Source organism: Moorena sp. SIO3I6, from assembly GCF_010672095.1.
In genome coordinates this window covers 1-1011 of sequence record NZ_JAAHHU010001766.1, presented here as the reverse complement: position 1 = coordinate 1011, position 1011 = coordinate 1, and the positions used below count along the sequence as shown (strand labels likewise).

General features: G+C 44.3%; 2 protein-coding genes. Both read right to left on the bottom strand.

The genetic code is table 11. From position 1 onward, the window contains the following. Positions 1 to 451: FtsW/RodA/SpoVE family cell cycle protein (locus F6K49_RS52970; RefSeq protein WP_293111159.1), on the bottom strand; the 451-nt coding region annotated here is incomplete at its 3' end. Positions 452 to 729: 278 nt separating this feature from the next. After that, the coding region (locus F6K49_RS52965; RefSeq protein ID WP_293111157.1) for a P-loop NTPase at positions 730 to 1011 on the bottom strand (282 nt) is incomplete at its 5' end.

The following is a 1011-nucleotide window of genomic DNA, read 5'->3' as shown; positions in this document are numbered from 1 at the left end:
CTATTACTGCTGGAATGCTAGTAGCTGGTCGTTTGTGCAAGATGGCAGCTAGAGTAATAATCAACCCGATCTTGGCAAATTCTGAGGGTTGAACATTAAACCCTCCAATGGTAACCCAACGCTGAGCCCCCTTAGCAGTAGCACCAATCATCATTACAGCAATTAAGGACAAATTGGTGATAGCGTAAATTACCCAATGCCATTGGATCAGGGATTGATAACGCGATCGCGCAATGAATAGAGCAAAGAACAATCCAATACCACCAATGAGCAAGTGGGAGACCCAATAGTTGCCAATATTGTCGATGGCTGCAGAGCGAATCATCACTGCCCCAAAGATAGTTAGCCCCACAGTCAGGAATAACAGTTGCCAGTCTAAGTCCTGCCAAGGGGCCCAAAACAGCCGCCAACGAATACTATTTCTAATTCTAAATTTATTAATTTGTACCATCAGTTATGAGGTATGAGCGATTAGGTATGAGCTAAGCTATCAGCGATTAGCGCTACTTGAGGTGCTACTTGAGGTGCTATCAGCTATCAGGTTATACACAAGCTACTTGAGGTGCTTTGAGCCAAAAGCCTGTGATCAGCCACTGATTGCTTTTGAATAAAATAAGCTGACGGCTGATAGCTGACGGCTGACGGCTGACTGTATGAGCTATTAGGCATTAGCGATTAGAAAATTGTTAATGGTGATTTTCCATTTTCTATTTTTAAGTTATGCCTTTGTTAATTAGACAGGGCAGCAATGGAAACTTTGGCAGCAATCTGAGATGCGATCGCTACCAGTGCTTTAGCGGAGGCTGACTCTGGATTACCAACAGCGATGGGCAATCCTTGATCTCCTCCCTGCCGTAGGGAAATTTCTAGGGGAATACAACCGAGCAAGGGAATACCTAGTTCTTTAGATGTTTTTTCACCTCCTCCAGAGCCAAACAGGTCATACTGACGCTCGGGCAAGTCTGGTGGGATAAAGTAACTCATATTTTCTATGATTCCCAACACGGGGAA